At 31.9% G+C, this 18,085-nt stretch carries 12 protein-coding genes; 3 read left to right on the plus strand and 9 right to left on the minus strand.

Going from position 1 to position 18,085, the window contains the following annotated elements; genetic code table 11:
* The first annotated feature begins 64 nt into the window (after positions 1 to 64).
* The 3 genes from K324_RS0103590 to K324_RS0103600 are packed head-to-tail and all read left to right on the plus strand — an operon-like array spanning position 65 to position 2,899.
* Complete coding sequence (locus K324_RS0103590) at positions 65 to 1,012, plus strand: helix-turn-helix transcriptional regulator (RefSeq protein WP_026747955.1); 948 nt, start codon at positions 65 to 67, stop codon at positions 1,010 to 1,012.
* A 24-nt stretch (positions 1,013 to 1,036) separates the two neighbouring features.
* Entirely contained in the window at positions 1,037 to 1,744 is a 708-nt protein-coding gene (locus K324_RS0103595) for an FtsZ/tubulin family protein (protein ID WP_026747956.1), read from the plus strand.
* 33 nt (positions 1,745 to 1,777) lie between these two features.
* On the plus strand, positions 1,778 to 2,899 hold the full coding sequence (locus tag K324_RS0103600; RefSeq protein WP_026747957.1) for a hypothetical protein: 1,122 nt from the start codon (positions 1,778 to 1,780) through the stop codon (positions 2,897 to 2,899).
* A 100-nt stretch (positions 2,900 to 2,999) separates the two neighbouring features.
* On the opposite strand, the gene K324_RS0103605 is transcribed toward K324_RS0103600, so the two are convergent.
* From K324_RS0103605 to rpoB, 9 genes are all read right to left on the minus strand, one after another.
* Positions 3,000 to 4,274 (minus strand): NRAMP family divalent metal transporter, encoded by a 1,275-nt coding sequence (locus K324_RS0103605; protein WP_026747958.1) that lies wholly within the window; start codon positions 4,272 to 4,274, stop codon positions 3,000 to 3,002.
* Positions 4,275 to 4,443: 169 nt separating this feature from the next.
* Entirely contained in the window at positions 4,444 to 5,256 is an 813-nt protein-coding gene (locus K324_RS0103610; RefSeq protein WP_026747959.1) for a Nif3-like dinuclear metal center hexameric protein, read from the minus strand.
* 22 nt (positions 5,257 to 5,278) lie between these two features.
* A complete protein-coding gene (locus K324_RS0103615) occupies positions 5,279 to 6,229 on the minus strand; it encodes a sigma-70 family RNA polymerase sigma factor (RefSeq protein WP_026747960.1) in 951 nt (316 codons plus the stop codon).
* A gap of 52 nt (positions 6,230 to 6,281) precedes the next feature.
* A complete protein-coding gene (gene rpoD, locus K324_RS0103620) occupies positions 6,282 to 7,460 on the minus strand; it encodes an RNA polymerase sigma factor RpoD (protein ID WP_026747961.1) in 1,179 nt (392 codons plus the stop codon).
* The gene (gene dnaG, locus K324_RS0103625; protein ID WP_026747962.1) at positions 7,453 to 9,276 is read right to left on the minus strand and encodes a DNA primase; all 1,824 of its coding nucleotides are present in this window, start codon (positions 9,274 to 9,276) and stop codon (positions 7,453 to 7,455) included. Before dnaG ends, rpoD begins: the two co-directional genes overlap by 8 nt.
* Before the next feature lie 101 nt (positions 9,277 to 9,377).
* Positions 9,378 to 9,584 carry a DNA-directed RNA polymerase subunit omega gene (gene rpoZ, locus K324_RS0103630; RefSeq protein ID WP_026747963.1) on the minus strand — a complete coding sequence of 69 codons (207 nt, stop codon included), beginning with the start codon at positions 9,582 to 9,584 and terminating at the stop codon, positions 9,378 to 9,380.
* A gap of 115 nt (positions 9,585 to 9,699) precedes the next feature.
* Positions 9,700 to 10,245, minus strand: coding sequence for a guanylate kinase (gene gmk / locus K324_RS0103635; protein ID WP_026747964.1), 546 nt, complete (start codon positions 10,243 to 10,245; stop codon positions 9,700 to 9,702).
* 149 nt (positions 10,246 to 10,394) lie between these two features.
* Positions 10,395 to 14,465, minus strand: coding sequence for a DNA-directed RNA polymerase subunit beta' (rpoC, locus tag K324_RS0103640; protein ID WP_026747965.1), 4,071 nt, complete (start codon positions 14,463 to 14,465; stop codon positions 10,395 to 10,397).
* Positions 14,466 to 14,589: 124 nt separating this feature from the next.
* On the minus strand, positions 14,590 to 18,036 hold the full coding sequence (gene rpoB, locus K324_RS0103645; RefSeq protein ID WP_026747966.1) for a DNA-directed RNA polymerase subunit beta: 3,447 nt from the start codon (positions 18,034 to 18,036) through the stop codon (positions 14,590 to 14,592).
* Between the last annotated feature and the right edge of the window lie 49 nt (positions 18,037 to 18,085).

Consider the following 18,085-nt stretch of genomic DNA (forward strand, 5'->3'; position numbering starts at 1 on the left):
GACAAAATAAGAAATAAAGTTATAATTAAAGCATAGAATAAAAAAATGTACGAAAGGCTTGATTATGGCGGGAAAAAATCAAAATTCTGAAGAAAAGTCAATTAGAATACTAAAAATAATAAAAAGGTTGTATCAGAAGGAAATACTAAATGGAACTGATTTAGCTAACGAATTTAACGTTGATATAAAAACAGTTCAAAGAGATATAGAAACTTTGAGAACCTATTTTTTGGAAGAAAATGGAGCAGAAATAAAGTATTCCAAATCTAAAAAAGGGTATTATCTTGAAGAAAATAGTGAAAATTCTTTTACCAATGAAGAGCTTTTAGCAATAAGTAAAATTATACTTGAAAGCAGGGCATTTAACAAAAATGAAACTCAAACATTAATAAATAAGTTAATTAATCACTCATCAGGAAATGACAGAGAAACAATAAAAGGTCTTATCAATAGCGAAAAATCCAACTATATCCCTTTGCAGCACGGACAAAATCTGCTCACAGTTATCTGGAATTTAGCACAGCATATAAAAAAACAGGAATTAATACATGTAAATTACACTACAAAAGATAAACAAGGTAAAAATTACAATATAAAGCCTTTGTCCATAATGTTTTCAGAATATTATTTTTATTTAATTGCATACATCGAGAACAAAGAAGAGTACCCTGCAATTTTAAGGATTGATCGAATTACTAAAATTGAAAATACTGGCAAGAAATTTAAGATTTTGAATTATTCTAAAAAATTTAAAGATGGTGAATTTAGAAAATATATACATTTTATGCACTCAGGGCCTTTTACAAGAATAGAATTTAAATACAGAGGCTATATCGAGTATGTGCTTGATAAATTTCCAACTGCAGAAATATTGGATGAAAAAATAGTTAAAGAAAATAATCGGGAAACTACAGTTTATACTCTAAAAATCGAAGTTTATGGAAGTTTTGGAGCGGAAATGTGGCTACGAAGTCAGGGAGATTATGTTATTGAATACAAAATTTTAAAATAAATTTCTATAAAAAGGAGAAAATTTATGGAAAAAATATCAAAAATAAAAATTATAAGTTTAGGAGAAACAGCTCTAAGCACTATTGAGAAAGAAATAATTACACATGAAAATATAAGCATTATTACAATTAAAAATGACTACAAAGATTTAAAAATAAATTTTCAAGATACAGATGTAATTTTGATAATTTTAAATACATATTTCGAAAATGATAAAAATTTTGCCTTAGAAATAATCAGAAACACTGAAAAAAACGACATTTTTACTGGCATTTATGATATTGGAAATGGCTATACTGACCTATTTGATTCAAAAACAAACTTTATCATAAAATGCAAATCTACCGAAGATTTAAAAAATGGAATCAACGGAATAACAAAAACTTTAACAGTAAAAGGAATGGTTACTCTTGATTTAGCTGACTTAAAAACTGTATTTCAAAAAACCTCAAAATCTTTCGTAATTTTTGAAAAAGGAAATTTAGAAACTTTTGATGATTTCCTACAAAATCTAAAACTAAAGCTGGAAACTTTTGATAAAAATAAAACCTATAAAATATTTTTGAATATAACAGCAGGAAAAAATATCGAATTGACTCAGATAAAAGATATTGCTAAAATAATGACTAATATTCTTAATGAGCGGGCATTTCTTTGGGCACTGCAAATATATCCAGAAAATGAAAATTTCATAAATATCATTGCTTACATTGTGGAAGATTCAGTTAAATAAATTAATTAATATTATAGAAAGAAGGGATTTAGAATGGAAAGAAACAATATTTTTAATTTTGCAACATCAGAGCTGTCACAGGATGCTTTTATATGTTGGTTATGCAACTGGGTAAATTTTGATGATAATAATTTATCAGAAGATGAGAAAAAATTAAAAGAGCTTGCAACTGACTTTATTGAAAAAATGTCAGATGAAAAACTTGGAGATAGAAAAGTAAATATAAAAAGACAATATCAGAAAATAGATGTATTATTGGAAATTCAGAACAAAACAGAATTTATAACTAAGGAAAATGAGAAAAATCCTGTAGTAGATATATATGTAATAATAGAAGATAAAGTGGGAACAAGTTTACATAGTAATCAGATTGAAAAATATACAAAATTAATATCTAAAAAAAATGAAAAAGAAAATGAAAGTAAAGCTCAAATAAAAACAGTATATTATAAAATATACGATGAAGATAACATGGAAAGATTAGGGAAAAATGGTGTAAATGTAATATTTAAAAGAGAAAAAATTTTAGAATTATTAGGAAAATACACAGATAGCATTAATAATCCTATATTTGAAAATTATTGTAATTATTTGAGTAACATAGAAACAGATGTAAATTCATATAAAAAAAAGAATTTAGAAGATTGGAATTCAAATTGTTATATTGGATTTTTTAAAGAATTAAAAAGAGAAAAAGATTATCTAAAACATGCTTCTGGAAGAGAAAATGACTGTAGTTGGAGTTATGTGAATAACTCGTCAGGAGGATTTATGGGAATGTGGTGGTTTCCATTAAGTGAAAATGAAATTAATAAGTTGACGGAAACTTCTGGTGAAGACATTTATTTACAGATAGAACAATATAATCAGAAAAATATAATTGCGATAAAATATTCAGTTCCTAAAAGAAATATAAATAATAAAGAACTTTCAAAAGAAGACTTTGAAAAGAAAGTAAAAAATGCTTCTGAAAAACGTAAGGAAATTTTCACTAAATTAGAAAACATGGTATCAGATTTTCAAAAAAAATATTTTAGAGCAGGACAATATATGACAGTAGGATATTTAGAATTCGAGAGCACTGAAGATTGTAAAAAGAAAATAAAACTTCTTCAAAAGACTTTACAAACTTACGTTGATAATTTAAACAAATAGTTTATAATCAAATTTCAAAATACAAAAAAGAGGAAACTCCCTCTAATAATATAATTAATAAATCATATTATAGAATGGTTTCCTCTATAAACTAACAATATTATTTCAAAATTCCAGACAAATAAACAAGGAAAAATATCGTAAATCCTGTTAAATATACAATTCCTGCCACTGATAAGAACCACAGCCAGACAGGTAATCTGTTGTTATCCTTAACAAGTGAGAAGTTAAGATATGAGTATACAGGAGCTGAAACAAATGAGAATATCATTGCAAAATTCATCATTTTTGCTACGTTTCCAGTAAAAAAGAATACTATAATCATCGCCACAGCCACTGTTAATGTCATCCATATATTAAAATGTGATGTTTTAACTTCCTCCTGTTTCATAATTAATCTGAGGCATTCTGCATTGGCACGTGAATAACCGTCTACAACTGTGATTGTCGTACCAAAGATACACATAAATGCTATAAATGCAATAAGAAGTCCTGACCAGCTTCCGATAACGCTTGAGTACATTTGAATGAACTGGGCGATGTAAGCTGCACTTGCTCCTTTAATTGCTGTACCTGTCCCATATTGAATCAATGCCCCGAGCGCCAAGAATACAAAGGCTAATATTGTCGTAACAAAATAACCTACGTTAAAGTCAAGCATTGCAATTTTACGTGGTACTTTCATTTCCTGACGCTTTTTAACTGTCCACATCGAATTAATTGCGGAAATTTCAATTGGTGCAGGCATCCATCCCATTAGTGATACTATAAACGGCAGCGCTGTCAGTTTCCAAGGAGATTGGACAACAAAATCAGATGCCATAGGATGTTGTTTAAATAATGCAATAACAACTGCGACAATTGTTGCAACTGTCAATGAAATAACGATAAATTTTGAAGAACTGTCCAACAGTTTATAACCTCCAAATACCAGCATCGCAAGTGAACCTACAAGAACAATTGTAGTAAGCAGATTAATCATTGAGGCCATTGCCGCTGGAGTAAGACTGCTTAAAAATGTCAATTTTAAGATATTTGCCAAAATTGCCGCTGTCAGAATACCAATTGCCGCTACGTTAATAACTGCAGAAAATATATTCATAATAAAGAATACCCAAAGATAGATTTTCCCTTTTTCTTCATATCCTTCAATTAATGAATGTTTACGTTCCAATGTATATTGTGTCCCGAAACGGAAAAATGGATATTTAAAAATATTAACTAAAATAACAATAATTGCCAATTGCCACCCATATAATGCACCCGCTTGCGTAGATGCCACAATATGGGAACCTCCAATAGCTGCCGACGCCATAAGAATACCAGGTCCAAAGGCTTTAAACTTGTGATACCAGTTTGAGTAAGTAGTTGCCATAAAAATACCTTCCTTTTCTCTTAATCTTTCCAAAAATTATAATAAATCATTTGATTATCAAATTTTTGAAATTATAAAGGTATTATAACACTTTGTACTGGATATTCAAAATTTTTTTAGTGTTTTTATTTATATTTTTAATTTTTATTCTATTATTTTTAAAATAATTTTATCCTAATTTAAATACTTCATCTTCAAAATGCCGAATCATTTCCCCATCAAAAAATTTTGACATTTCCTGTTCCATCATATCAACAAACAAATATTCGCTTTCAAAGTGTCCCACATCAACGAGAATCCGTCCATCTTCCAAAGCGTCCAAAGCCTCATGGTATCTCAAATCCCCTGTCAAAAACACGTCAATTTTATCAGCAATATCATACATAAACGAACTTCCACCACCTGTAATAAGTCCAATTTTTCGTACATATGCATCTTTATTCCCAACATACCTTACATAGCTTATTCCGAGCGATTCCTTTATTCTTTCAAGCAAATCTTCGAGTTTCATTTCTTCATTCAATATTTTTATTCTGGCAAATCCGCTATGCACACATTCCATTTTATTTTTTATTGGGTTATAATCATCAAATTCACGTTCATTAAAAATTATTTTTTCTCCATCCAGATTCAATTTATCCATTATAAAGTCATTTAATCCATTAATTGCAAAATCCGAATTTGTATGAATCGAATAAACTGCTATTTTGTTTTCGATTAATTTTAAAATTTTTCTTCCATGGACAGTTTCATTTGTAATTTGTTTCAACCCTGAAAAAATTAACGGATGATGTGAAATTATTAAGTCAACATTTTTATCTATTGCCTTTTGCACAACTTTTTGCGTAACATCCAGACAAAACAATACCTTATTCACTTCCTTCATGTTATCTCCTATCAAAAGCCCCACATTATCCCAGTTTTCTGCAATTTTTGGACTAAAAATCGTCTGTAATTCTCCCATTATTTCCCAAAGTTTCATAATTTTTCCTTTCATAAATTAATTAATTTATTGTATAGTCTACACCTTCACTATTTTCCACAAAATCATTTCTCATCAAGTCAATTGACAGTTTATTAAGTGCCTTTTCCTTTAAGATATTTACGTTGTGGCTTGCAATATTTAAAGATTTTGCTATTTCCTTTTCCGTATAAACTTTGTCATCCAGTCCATAAGTCATAACCAAAATCTGCTCATCCAGATAATTCAATTTTTTTGGAATATTTTCTAAAATGTACATTTGCGTAATCTTATCAGCCTTTTCCAATATCTGCGAATTTCCAATCAGCTCTTCAGGCTCCACCTCGTCAAACAGTTTTTCAAGCTGTTCAATATATTCCATTGAAACATTCATCTGTTTACTTATTTCGTCCATTGAAAATCCCATACTCTTATCAACTTTTACTTTCAAATATAAAATATACGATAATTCAGATGATTTAATATCTTTTAGCAGTTCCTTCTGAAATTCTAAAATATACTTTACAGCAAAATTTTTTACAAAAAATTCAGGCTCCTTTGTAATTTTCATAATTTCATTGTAATATTTCAAGCCCGACATAATTCCAAGTGTAGCTTCCTGAACTGTATCCAAAAACGAAAATCCATATTTTGAATAAAGCAGGCTTTCTTTTACTGCAATTTTTAAGTATTTATCAATTAATTCTTCCTTTTCTTTCTCATTTTCACTTTTTTTCTCAAGTTCCTCATATTTTTCCTTTATATTTTCCAAATATAATTTTATTGTATCTTTTTCTTCAATAAATATATTTTCATCCTCCAGAACTATAAAATCACTTCCGTCAGTTGAAGTCCTAACTTCTGGAATATTTTCCAAATGAACAAATTTTAAAAACTCAAAAAATTCATCATCATTCATCGTATGATTTTCTATAATTTTTTCAAAACTGAAACTTCCTTTTTTTCTAATATCTTCAAAAATATTTTTTAACATTTTTCTTTCTCTCCCCTTAGTCTTAATATCTAAAAGGAGCTAAATAATACCTTTAGCTCCTGTAATCTTCCAATTTTTTTCTTCTGCTCGGATGTCTTAATTTTCTTAACGCTTTTACCTCAATCTGTCTGATACGCTCCCTTGTAACATTGAATATTTTTCCAACTTCCTCCAATGTTTTTTGGGAACCGTCATCTAGCCCATATCTATATCTGAGTACCATTTCTTCACGCTCATTCAATGTTTTTAGAACTTCATCAAGCTGTTCCTTTAACAGAACTCTCGTTGTCGCATCATAAGGATTTGCAAATTTGTCATCTTCCACAAAATCTCCCAATTCACTGTCTTCTTCACTTCCAACTGGCGTTTCAAGCGAAATTGGATCCTGATTCATTTCCAGAATACTTTTTACCTTTTCCACTGGCAATTCCAGCTTTTCGGCTAATTCTTCCGCTGTCGGCTCTTTTCCAGTTTCCTGTAAAATAATTCGACTTTCTTTTTTGATTTTGTTAATTGTTTCAATCATATGAACAGGTATCCTTATCGTTCTTCCCTGATCTGCAATTGCACGTGTTATCGCCTGTCTAATCCACCAAGTTGCATAAGTTGAAAACTTGAAACCTTTTTCATATTCAAATTTTTCCACAGCCTTCATAAGCCCCATATTACCTTCCTGAATTAAATCCAGCATTTTCAAGCCACGATTTGTATGTTTTTTTGCGATACTTACAACGAGCCTTAAATTCGATTCAATTAATTTTTGTTTTGCTTCTTCTTCACCGTTTAAAACCCTTTGAGCATAGTCAATTTCCTCTTCATAGCTAAGTAATGGAATTTGTCCAATTTCACGCAGGTACATTTTTATTGGTTCATCCACATCCATACTTTCCGCCATTTTCAATAGATCTGTCTGTAATAATTTATCCACTTCCGAATCGTCGATTTCATTCTCCACAAATTCGTCATGAGAATCTTCAAAATCTGATATTTCCATTTTTTCAATGTCCGCTAGAGAATCAGGAACTTTCAACAAGCTCTCTTTTTCTTTTTTCGTATTTACAATTTGAACACCGTCATCAGTCAATTTTTTTATTAACTGATCAATTTTCTCAGTTGAAAATCCAATAGATAAAACAGAATTTATTTCTTCGTAACTTACAACTTTTTGCTCACGTGCCTGTTTTATAAAATTTGCGAGACTATTTTTTAAATTTTGTTTTTTATCAGACATAATCGGATCTCCTTATCAATATAAATTCATTATATATTTTTTTTATTTCGTCAATTTTATTAATATTCTTTAGTTTTGATAACAATTTTTTTAACTCAATTTTCTTAATTTTATCATTCTTTTCTTCTGTTTTTTCACGTTCCTCATCTATTTCCCGTTTAAACCATCCAAAATAAATCGCCCTGAAATAAATTTCCTCATCCTTTATATTGTTATCCCCTCGTAACTTCAGCTTTGTAATAATTTCCCTGCTTTCTTCAGAAACATCTATTTTATCAAGTTGCATTATATCAAAATTTACCACTGTTAATTTTTCTATCAGTTCATTAAACGTTGGATAACTAAACTTCTTATTTAATAACTCCTCACACTTTTCTCTTTCAGAATTGTAAAATTCCAGGATATAAGTGAGTGTCTGTTCTTCCAGCTCAATATTTAAGTCTTTTTTCTCCTTTTTATATTGAACTTTCCGATTTTCATAATTTACTCTTTTTTTTTGTCTTGGAGCTTTTTTTGATAAATCCTTCAGCTCTTCTTTTACAATAAATTCGTTAATATTAAAATTGGTTGCCAATTTTTGTAAATAGAGATTCTTAGTAAGATTGTTTGTAACATTGGAAAAAAATGGCTTTAACCTTTCGATAAATTTTCTCTCACCACTTATATCTTCCAGATCCAAATCCTTTGAAGCCTCTCCAGTTAAAAAATCAAACACTTCTTCTGATTTTTTCACAACTTCCACAAACGCCTTTTTTCCATTTTTTCTCAAAAACTCGTCTGGATCCTTTTCAGAACCGTTCATAACAAGGCATTTTACATCAAAATCATATTTTTTCAAAATATAACTTGCCTTTATTATCGCATTTTTACCAGCTTCATCGTTATCATATGAAATCAGGATTTTATCCGTATATTTTTTCAAAAGCTGTGCCTGCTCCTCAGTAAATGCCGTTCCAAGACTTGCCACCGCATTTTCAAAGCCATTCTTCTGTGCCGTCAATACGTCCAGATAACCTTCCATTAACATTGCAAAGCCTTTTTTTCTAATATTTTCCCCTTGATACTTTATTCCAAAAAGTTCATTTCCCTTTCTAAAAATAGGCGAGTCTGGTGAATTTAAATATTTGGGTAAATTGCTATTTTTTTCAATTATACGCCCACCAAATCCTACAATTTGAGAATCAGTATTATAAATAGGAAAAATTACCCTGTTTCTAAAATTATCATAAATTTCACCATTTTCATTTCTTTTGGCAAGTCCAAGCTCTATTATCTTTGTTTCAGAAAATTCCTTTTTTAGTAAATATTGAAATAAATCATCACGATTACTTGAAGCAAATCCAATTCCAAACTTTTTCATATCTTCAACGGAAAAATCCCGCTCTTTCATATATTCCATTGCTTCATCGTATTTTTCAATATTTTCCTTAAAAAACACCAATGCTTCATTCATTATATCGAAATATTCTTTATTTACAGCTTTTCTTCTGTTAATTTCCTGATTAATTGTCCGATATTCCCTTTTTTTTTTGAGTGGAATATTATATTTTTGGGATAATTCTTCCACCGCCTGTACAAAGCTGATGTCATTGATTCTCATATAAAATGAAATTACATTTCCACCAATCTGTGTACTAAAGTCCTTAAAAATATTTTTTACTGGGCTAACTGTGAATGATGGAGTCTTTTCATCCTTAAAAGGAGATAACCCTTTATAATTTGAACCTGCCTTTTTTAAATTTACATATTCTCCAATCACTTGGACAATATCCAAATTATCAATTAATTTTTGTATCTCTTTCTCATCATATATCATTATTTTTTATTCCTCCATCAAAAAACAGCTCCATAAAAAATATTTACACTATTAGTATAATTTGTTTTTCTAAATAGTCAATACTTTTTAAATAAATTTTTTTAAATTTCTTCATTTTCTTCGTTAATTTCACGAAGAACTTCTACTTCATCGTCCATTATATCCTTAAAAACTTCATCCATTATTTCTGATTTCTGTTTTCCTTTAGCAAATTCCTTTTTTGCAATTTTTCCTGAAACAATCGCAAGTTCATATTTATTAGGTATTTTAGTCAATAGTTCATCTATTGTTATTTTTTCTTTTTTCATTTTTATAATTCTCCTCTTATATAGTAAAATCGCTTTAAAACCAATCTTAAGAGTTATAACTATTCTAACTAAGCTCTAAGTTTTTTTGATTTTGTCAATTAGATTTTAAAGGGATTTAGGAATTAATAATATTTATTAACTCTTTACAAGACTGCTCAATATCGTTATTTATTATGGTGTAATCATATTCTGGTTCATATTCCAGCTCTTTTGCCGCATTTTTTAAACGTAGCTGAATAACTTCCTCACTGTCAGTTTTTCTATTACGAAGCCTATTTTCCAATGTTTCCATATCTTTTGTACGGAAAAACACTAAAATAGCGTCCTTTTTCTTTTTCTTTGCAATTAATGCTCCTTGAACATCAATTTCCAGAATTACATTTAACCCTTTATTCAAGTTGCTTTCTACTACTTCTTTCAATGTCCCATAATAATTCCCATGAACATTTGCATATTCATAAAATTCATCGTTTTTTATTTTTTGTTCAAATATTTCCCTAGTTAAAAAAAAGTAGTCTTTTCCGTCGATTTCTCCGACTCTTGGTTGTCGAGTTGTAGCTGATATTGATAATGGGATATTTAGTCTATCTTTTACTAAGTTTGTGACTGTTGATTTTCCTGAGCCTGATGGCCCTGAAACAATGATTAGTTTTCCTTTCATTGAGAAACCACCTTTTATTTTTTTATATGAATAAGGGAAATTCATATTCATAAATCTCCCTATTCACAATATTTATACCAATAATTAATTCTAACTCAGACATTTATCTAATCTGAGTATATTTTTTAGTCAAGTTTAAGTCAACTTGATTACTGTTCCACTGTTTCTTCAACATTTTCTATAACTTCATTTGGGTTCTCCTTCAATGTTTCCAAAGTTTCTGTAACTTCGACTTTTTCTCCGTCCTCTCCAACTTCAGTTTCCATTGCTTCCTCTTCCACAACATCATTTTTTAAAACTGCATCCAGATATTTATAGTCTTTAAATCCAGTTCCTCCTGGTATTTTCTTACCGATAATTACATTTTCCTTCAGTCCTTCAAGTCTGTCTGTTTTCCCTTCAACAGCAGCATTTGCAAGAACTTTTGTTGTTTCCTGGAATGATGATGCTGAAATGAAACTTTCTGTATTTACAGCAGCTTTTGTGATACCTTGAATTACTGGTTCATATGTTGCTGGACGTTTTCCCTTTGAAATTAATATTTCATTTTCACGTTCTACAATTTTCTTATCAATTAATTCATCTTCAAGGAATAGTGAATCTCCAGCTTCCTTAATCTTGATCTTTTGGAACATTTGTTTTACGATTATTTCAATATGTTTGTCATTAACCGCAACTCCTTGTTCCCTATATACTTGTTGCACTGACTCAAGAATAAATTGCTGTGCTTCCACAAGTCCTTTTATTTTTAGAATATCATGTGGCGAAACAGGCCCGTCAGTAATTTTAGCACCTTTTTCAATTAACATTTCGTTAGTTACAACTAGATGTTCTCCCACCGGAACTGTATATTCCTGAATTAATTCCCCGTTTTCAGGATCTTCAATCAGGATTAATCTCATACCTTTTTTCTTTTTGTCTGAGAAAACTACACGCCCTGCAACTTCTGATAAAATAGCTTTTCCTTTAGGATTTCTTGCTTCAAACAATTCTTGCACACGAGGAAGCCCTCCTGTAATATCTTTATTTCCTTCCCCAGTTTTAAGGATTTTTGTAATAATTTGCCCCTTCTTGACTATATCCCCTTCATTTACCATTAAATACGCACCATATGGAACTGCATATTCAACTCTTCTGTTGTCTTTTGTATAAATGATAATTCTAGGATTCACATCGTTACTTTCAACAGGTTTTATCGCAACTTTTTCAGTAACTCCATATTTTACATCAATATTTTCCCTTACGTAAATATCCCTAAATTCCACTTTTCCTTCTTCAGACGTAATAATCGGTATTTGATATGGATCAAATTCTACAAGAACTTGCCCTTTCTTAACTGAATCTCCATCTTTTACGTGCAAAATGGAACCTGATGGAACTTCATATCTATGTTTTCCAATTATTACACGTCCATTTTGTGAAACAACAATTTCTTTTCCTTCAGCATTTACAAGTGTGGAAATATTTCTAAGCTTAATTTTTCCAGAAACATCAGCCTTGTAATCTGACTGAACAGATGCTGCAGTCGCTACCCCTCCAGTATGGAAAGTACGCATTGTAAGCTGTGTACCTGGCTCTCCAATTGATTGTGCCGCAATAACTCCAACTGCTTCTCCTTTAAGAATTTCCTTGTGGTTAGAAAGATCTAATCCATAACATTTTTTACAAACCCCTTTTTCCAATTTACAAGTCAAAGGTGTTCTTATTTCAACTTCACGGATATCCAGTTCTTCAATTTTCTTAATCAAGTCATCAGTTATTAAAGTATTTCTCTCAGCAATAACTTTTCCTTCATGAATCAAGTCTGTTGCCAAGTTTCTTCCATAAATTCTTTCACTCAATTTTTCAATTACTTCCCCGGCATCCATCAAATCTGATACCACAATTCCGTGTTCACATCCACAGTCATCATGATTTACAATAACTTCGTGCGAAATATCAACAAGTCTTCTTGTCAAATATCCTGAATCCGCCGTTCTTAACGCTGTATCGGCAAGTCCTTTTCTTGCTCCATGTGATGACATAAAGAATTCAAGAATGTTAAGCCCTTCCCTGAAGTTAGCTTTAATTGGCATTTCGATAATACGTCCCTGTGTATCTGCCATAAGTCCACGCATTCCACCAAGTTGACGCATTTGTGCAATTGATCCTCTGGCTCCGGAATTTGCCATCATATAAACTGGATTAAATTCATCCAAATTATCCATCATATCCTTAGTTACCTTTGAAACAGCCTCATCCCATATGGCAACTGTTCTTCTATATCTTTCCGCATCGATGATTTCACCAGATTTATACTGCTCTTCAATTTCAGCCACTTCATTTTCAGCTTTTTCCAGAATAGTTTTTTTACTTTCAGGAATTTCCAGATCCTCAATTCCAACTGTAATTCCAGCAAGTGTTCCATAATGGAATCCAAATTCCTTAATTTTATCCAATAATTCCGATGTTTTTTCAAATCCAAATCTTTTGTACAGTTCAGCGATTAATTTTCCTAATTCACCTTTACCAAATGTTTTAGAATAATCTCTCACTTCTTTTGGAAGCATTGTGTTAAACATAAGACGTCCTGGTGTAGTTTTTATTGCTTCCCCGTCAATTCTTACCTTTACAAGTGCATGAACTGCAACCTGTCCATTTTGATAAGCTGTAATTAACTGATTCTTGTTGGAGAACGATTTCATTTCCCCCTTTACACCTTTTCTTTCCTTTGTCATGTAATAACATCCCATTACCATATCCTGTGATGGAACCGCTATCGGCCTACCACTTGATGGTGCAATAATGTTATTTGTTGCAAGCATTAATAATTTTGCTTCCATTTGTGCTTCCTGTGACAATACCAAGTGTACCGCCATTTGATCCCCGTCAAAATCCGCATTAAATGCAGAACATACAAGCGGGTGAAGTCTTATTGCCTTTCCTTCTATCAATATTGGCTCAAATGCCTGAATTGAAAGTCTATGCAATGTTGGGGCACGGTTTAGAAGAACAGGGTGATTTTTAATAATTTCCTCAATCAATTCCCATACGTTTTCATCTTCCTCTTCAACCATTTTCTTAGCAACTTTAATATTTGAAGCTAATTCCCTTTTTACAAGCTCTCTCATCAAAAATGGCTTATACAGCTCAAGTGCCATTTTTTTAGGAAGCCCACATTGATTCATTTTCAGACTTGGCCCAACAACGATAACCGATCTTCCCGAATAGTCCACACGTTTTCCTAGTAGATTTTGTCTAAAACGTCCCTGTTTCCCTTTTAACATATCAGAAAGTGATTTTAATTCCCTGTTATTTTGAGTAACAACAGGTTTTCCACGTCTACCATTGTCAATTAATGCGTCAACTGCTTCCTGCAACATTCTTTTTTCATTTTTTATTACAATTTCAGGAGCTTTTATTGACATTAATTTTTTAAGTCTGATATTTCTGTTGATTACTCTTCTGTACAAATCATTCAAGTCAGAAGTGGCAAATCTTCCACCATCTAACTGAACCATCGGACGTAAATCCGCAGGAATTACAGGCAACACAGTCATTATCATCCATTCTGGCCTATTCCCCGCTTCTATCAAATCTCTTACTACTTTTAATCTTTTTATAACTTTTCTTCTTTTTTGTGTAGAATGTTCTGTATCCATTTCACCTTGCAGTTTTTTCTCCAAATCAAACAAGTCAATTTCCTCAAGCAAGGCTAAAACTCCCTCAGCACCCATTTTTGCTGTAAATTCGTTTTTAAACTGATTTTCATATAGTTTATATTCACGTTCAGTTAAAATTTCACCTTTTTGAAGTCCAGTTTCTCCTGGATCAGTTACAATATATCTTGAAAAATATAGAACTGACTCCAATTCCTTCGTACTGATTCCCAATAAGAGACTCATTTTGTTAGGTGTACCTTTAGAATACCAGATGTGTGCAATTGGTGTCGCAAGTTTAATATGTCCCATTCTTTCACGTCTAACTTTTGAAGTTGTTACTTCAACACCACATTTTTCACACACCATACCTTTGTAACGCATTCTCTTGTACTTCCCGCAGGCACACTCATAATCCTTAGATGGCCCAAATATTCTCTCACAGAATAATCCGTCCATTTCAGGTTTTAAAGTTCTATAATTTATTGTTTCGGCTTTTGTTATTTCACCATACGACCATTCTAATATTTTTTCTGGTGATGCCAATTTTATTTGAATACTGTCAAAATCTCTTATACTCATTCGTTAAGAGCCTCCTCTATTCTTTAATTCCACTTTTTTAAAGAAAGTGGGAAAACTTTTTCATATTTTATTTCTTCAAAGAATTAAATTTATAGAAAATTTCAATTCTCAAAAATAATTTCTACTAAGCATCTACATTCTTATCTAATTCAATTGGTTCCCCATCTTTATCATAAAGAGCCACATCTAGTCCAAGTGACTGGAATTCCTTAATTAATACTCTAAATGATTCTGGAGCGTCTGCTTCTGGCATTGCCTGTCCTTTTACGATAGCTTCATAAGTTTTTGTTCTTCCACTGATGTCATCTGATTTAACTGTAAGCATTTCTTGAAGGATATTTGACGCACCGTAAGCTTCCAATGCCCAAACTTCCATTTCCCCAAGTCTTTGTCCACCAAATTGTGCTTTTCCTCCAAGTGGCTGCTGAGTAACAAGTGAATATGGCCCAATCGCTCTGGCATGCATTTTGTCTTCTACCAAGTGGTGAAGTTTTAACATATACATACGTCCAACTGTTACCGGGTTGTCAAATGGCTGTCCAGTTCTACCGTCAATCAGTTTTACTTTACCAGTTCTGCTATATCCAGCTTCTTCCAAGTAATTTTTAACATCTTCTTCACTTGCTCCATCAAATACTGGTGTTGCAATATATTTGTCAATATCTCCAATTGCAAGTCCCAAATGCACTTCTAATACCTGTCCGATATTCATACGTGATGGCACTCCAAGTGGATTAAGGCAGACATCAATTGGTGTTCCATTTTCTAAATGCGGCATATCTTCGACTGGCAATACTCTTGAAATTACCCCTTTGTTTCCATGACGTCCAGACATTTTATCCCCAACCATTATTTTTCTCTTTTCAGCAATGTAAATTCTGATTAGTTTGTTTACTCCAGCCTTCAAGTCATCTCCATTTTCCTTAGATAACTCAAGCACATCCACAACAGTACCTTTTACTCCATGCGGAAGTCTAAGCGATGTATCTCTTACATCTTTTGCCTTTTCCCCAAAGATTGCACGTAATAATTTTTCTTCTGCTGGTGGTTCAGTTTCTCCTTTAGGAGTTACTTTTCCAACAAGAATATCATCAGGAGTCACATGAGCCCCTATTCTTATAATTCCATTTTCATCAAGGTTTCTCAAGGCTTCCTCAGAAACATTAGGAATTTCCCTTGTAATTTCCTCATCACCTAGTTTTGTAGTTCTCGCCTCAATATCAAATTCCTCAATATGAATTGACGTGAACACATCGTCTTTTCTAAGTCTTTCAGAAATAAGGATTCCATCCTCAAAGTTATACCCTTCCCATGGCATAAACGCCAATAGGATATTTTTACCTAATGCCAGATCTCCACCTGCAGTAGATGGCCCATCTGCAATAATATCACCTTTTTTAACTTTATCTCCCAGATCAGTGATTGGTTTTTGATGTAAGCACATTGACTGGTTAGATTTTTCAAAATTTAACAATCTGTGAGAATATTCTTTTCCTTCATCATCTGTTACAATAATTTTTCTCGCATCTACAAAAGTTACAGTTCCAGTCGCCTTTGAAGTAATAACTGCCCCCGAATCCACGGCAACTTTTCTTTCAAGTCCAGTCCCAACATAAGGCGCTTCTGTTTTTAACAGAGGTACAGCTTGACGCTGCATGTTCGATCCCATTAACGCACGATTGGCATCATCGTGTTCCAGGAATGGAATTAATCCTGCTGAAACAGACACTAGCTGTTTAGGCGATACGTCCAAAATATCAACTTTTGATTTATCAATATGCACAATTTCATCTCCATAACGACAAACTACTTCATCTGTCAAGAAATTTCCATCTTTATCAATAGGAGTATCAGCCTGTGCAATAAACAGCCCTTCCTCCTCATCAGCCGCTAAATATCTAATATCTTTAAAATCAGCTTTTCCATCATTTATTTTTACAAACGGAGTTTCAATAAATCCATATTTATTAACTTTTCCATAAGTTGAAAGTGAGGCAATAAGTCCGATATTTGGCCCTTCTGGAGTTTCTATTGGACAAATTCTTCCATAATGCGAATTATGAACGTCCCGAACCTCAAATCCTGCTCTATCTCTTGAAAGTCCTCCCGGCCCTAACGCTGAAATTCTTCTCTTATGAGTCAATTCTGACAATGGATTAGACTGATCCATAAATTGTGATAACTGTCCACTTCCAAAGAACTCAAGAATTAAAGCATTTAAAGGTTTTGTATTCAATAAACTTTGTGGAGTCAATGTTGTAATGTCTTGAATTGTCATTTTTTCTCTAACCATTTTAGACATTTTAAGCATTCCACCTTTTATTTGGATGGAAAGCAGCTCTCCAACTCCTCTTACACGTCTATTTGACAAGTTGTCAATATCATCTGTAAATCCTTCTCCACTTACAAGATTTTTCACATATTCAATAGTCTGTAGAACATCTTCTTTTGTCAATACGATTACATCTGCTGGCACATCCAGTTTCAATCTTTTGTTAACCTTGTATCTTCCAACATCTGCCAAATCATATCTTTGTGGATTAAAGAACATCTGCTTAACAAGCGATCTGGCACTATCCACAGTTACCAAGTCCCCTGGACGCAATTTTCTAAACACTTCAATAACAGCCTCATCATTATTTTTTGTGCTGTCATGTACTAAGGCATTTGCGATAATTCTATCTTCGGGCTTCACTTCCCAGATATTTAATTTTTCAACTTTAGCATCTATTATCTTCTGAATAACAGGCATATCAATAATTTCCTCAGCCTCTGCCACAAATTCCCCAGTTTCCTCATTCAGAATATCTTCCCTTACAAAACTTCCCTCTAGTCTTGAACGTAAAACTTCTTCAAGCTCAGTATCTCTATATTTTGAATAAAGTTCTGACAACTCCACTTCCTTCTCTTCAAAGAAGTGATTCATAATTTCCGTATTATTTTGGAAAAAATCCACCGCTTTTAAAAATACAGGTAATAAAACTTTCTTTCTTCTATCAATTTTTACATTTAAGATGTCATTTTTATCAGTTTCAAATTCGAGCCATGTTCCTTTATAAGGGATTATCTTCCCAATAAACACATCTTTCCCTGTCTGAATATTCAATTCTTTGTTAAAAGTAATTCCTGGCGATCTGTGTAATTGAGAAATAACGACTCTTTCAGCACCATTTATAATAAATGTGGCTTTATCAGTCATCAGTGGTATATCTCCGAAATGAACTAATGTTTCTTGAATTTCTCCTGTTCTCTTGTTAGTTAATTTTAGTCTAACTTTTAATTGGCCAGAATATGTTTTACCTCTTTTTTTACATTCCAATTCATCGTTTAAAGGTTCGTCATTATCGTGAATTTCATACCATAAATATTCTAATTTCAACAATCCATTACTGGATTCGATTGGAAAAATTTCATTAAAGATTGCTTCAAAACCTTTATTTTCACGTTTTTGAGGTGGCACTTTTGTCTGCAAAAAATCTTCATATGAATTTAATTGAAATTCCAAGAAATGCGGCATTTCCCCTCTATCTACTATTTTTCCGAAACTATATCTTTCAATAAGTTTGTTCATTTAAAAAATTCCTCCCTACAAAGAACATATTCTTTCTTTAATTTAAAAA

This window comes from Leptotrichia trevisanii DSM 22070 (genome assembly GCF_000482505.1).
Lineage (GTDB): Bacteria > Fusobacteriota > Fusobacteriia > Fusobacteriales > Leptotrichiaceae > Leptotrichia > Leptotrichia trevisanii.

Excerpts from the sequence above, each read along its gene's own strand:
- gmk (WP_026747964.1), bottom strand. The coding sequence starts at position 10,245 with ATGAAAGGAAAACTAATCATTGTTTCAGGGCCATCAGGCTCAGGAAAA.
- K324_RS0103590 (WP_026747955.1), top strand. The coding sequence starts at position 65 with ATGGCGGGAAAAAATCAAAATTCTGAAGAAAAGTCAATTAGAATACTA.
- K324_RS0103610 (WP_026747959.1), bottom strand. The coding sequence starts at position 5,256 with ATGAAACTTTGGGAAATAATGGGAGAATTACAGACGATTTTTAGTCCA.
- dnaG (WP_026747962.1), bottom strand. The coding sequence starts at position 9,276 with ATGATATATGATGAGAAAGAGATACAAAAATTAATTGATAATTTGGAT.
- rpoZ (WP_026747963.1), bottom strand. The coding sequence starts at position 9,584 with ATGAAAAAAGAAAAAATAACAATAGATGAACTATTGACTAAAATACCT.
- rpoB (WP_026747966.1), bottom strand. The coding sequence starts at position 18,036 with ATGAACAAACTTATTGAAAGATATAGTTTCGGAAAAATAGTAGATAGA.
- K324_RS0103595 (WP_026747956.1), top strand. The coding sequence starts at position 1,037 with ATGGAAAAAATATCAAAAATAAAAATTATAAGTTTAGGAGAAACAGCT.
- K324_RS0103605 (WP_026747958.1), bottom strand. The coding sequence starts at position 4,274 with ATGGCAACTACTTACTCAAACTGGTATCACAAGTTTAAAGCCTTTGGA.
- K324_RS0103615 (WP_026747960.1), bottom strand. The coding sequence starts at position 6,229 with ATGTTAAAAAATATTTTTGAAGATATTAGAAAAAAAGGAAGTTTCAGT.
- rpoD (WP_026747961.1), bottom strand. The coding sequence starts at position 7,460 with ATGTCTGATAAAAAACAAAATTTAAAAAATAGTCTCGCAAATTTTATA.
- K324_RS0103600 (WP_026747957.1), top strand. The coding sequence starts at position 1,778 with ATGGAAAGAAACAATATTTTTAATTTTGCAACATCAGAGCTGTCACAG.
- rpoC (WP_026747965.1), bottom strand. The coding sequence starts at position 14,465 with ATGAGTATAAGAGATTTTGACAGTATTCAAATAAAATTGGCATCACCA.